Here is a 513-nt window from a genome sequence, read left to right as displayed (position 1 = left end):
GTCTTGGCGGTACCGGCTCGGATAGCTCACCGTCTTTCGCCTCCGCGTGTTTCTTTGAGGTTTTGGGTTTGGCCATGATGTTGGTAGCGGCGCGATAGGCTTTGAGCTTTTCCGCATACAGGGTCCACTGCTGTCGTTCCCAGTCACGTGCGGCCTTAAGTGCCAGATGGTCCACCGCGCTTTTGCGATCACCCGAGGACGCCACCGTCAGTAGGTAGAGGGACAGCGGATAGGTTCGGCCGTCGAGTTGGACATTGGCATGCCCATGGCTCACCAGAGCAGCGCTGGCCAGCACCGATTGCGCGGCCAGGGCGCAGGGCACGCCGATCACCTCGGCCAGTCGTTCGACCGCAGGGCACAACAATTCCCCCAGTGCTTCGACCGGGTAGGACAGTGGCGCCTGCTGATATTCCATCAACGGTTGTGGTGGCTCGAACGCTTCGCACAGTTGCATCGCAATTCTCCTGAGATTATCGACTTCGTCCTCACTCATCCCGCCACGGTTGTTGAGTG

General features: G+C 59.8%; 1 protein-coding gene. It reads right to left on the bottom strand.

The window, feature by feature from the left end; all coding sequences use genetic code 11:
• Positions 1 to 454, bottom strand: a 454-nt coding sequence (locus F8N96_RS34925; RefSeq protein WP_150801649.1) for a DUF3987 domain-containing protein, incomplete at its 3' end; no start/stop codon positions are given.
• Between the last annotated feature and the right edge of the window lie 59 nt (positions 455 to 513).

The sequence above is a fragment of the Pseudomonas fluorescens genome (assembly GCF_902497855.1).
GTDB lineage: Bacteria > Pseudomonadota > Gammaproteobacteria > Pseudomonadales > Pseudomonadaceae > Aquipseudomonas > Aquipseudomonas fluorescens_BI.
The sequence above is the reverse complement of the archived record's forward strand: the minus strand, read 5'-3'. Positions and strand labels throughout refer to the sequence as shown.